Raw genomic sequence first — 307 nt, forward strand, 5'->3', positions numbered from 1 at the left:
GAAAATGGTACCCCGTAGGGGATTCGAACCCCTGTCGCATGGATGAAAACCATGTGTCCTAGGCCGGGCTAGACGAACGGGGCGTTAGCCAAGAGTCGCGGAAGCTAGGACTCTGCCCCTTCCATGCAAGCACCTTTTGCCAAAAAAATTCTCGGAGCCCAAAAAACTGCCTGCACGCCCCTCTCCCCGCCCCTTCTCGCTCCCTCAACCCACCCAACAAAAAACCGCCACTCGCGAAGAGTGACGGTTTTAAGAAAATGGTACCCCGTAGGGGATTCGAACCCCTGTCGCATGGATGAAAACCATG

1 tRNA gene is annotated in these 307 nt (G+C 55.4%); it reads right to left on the reverse strand.

Annotated elements, in window-relative coordinates:
* Positions 1–5: 5 nt before the first annotated feature.
* Positions 6–83: transfer RNA gene (locus QEH57_RS24895), tRNA-Glu, on the reverse strand.
* Positions 84–307 lie beyond the last annotated feature (224 nt).

This window comes from Pelagicoccus sp. SDUM812005 (genome assembly GCF_031127875.1).
Lineage (GTDB): Bacteria > Verrucomicrobiota > Verrucomicrobiia > Opitutales > Opitutaceae > Pelagicoccus.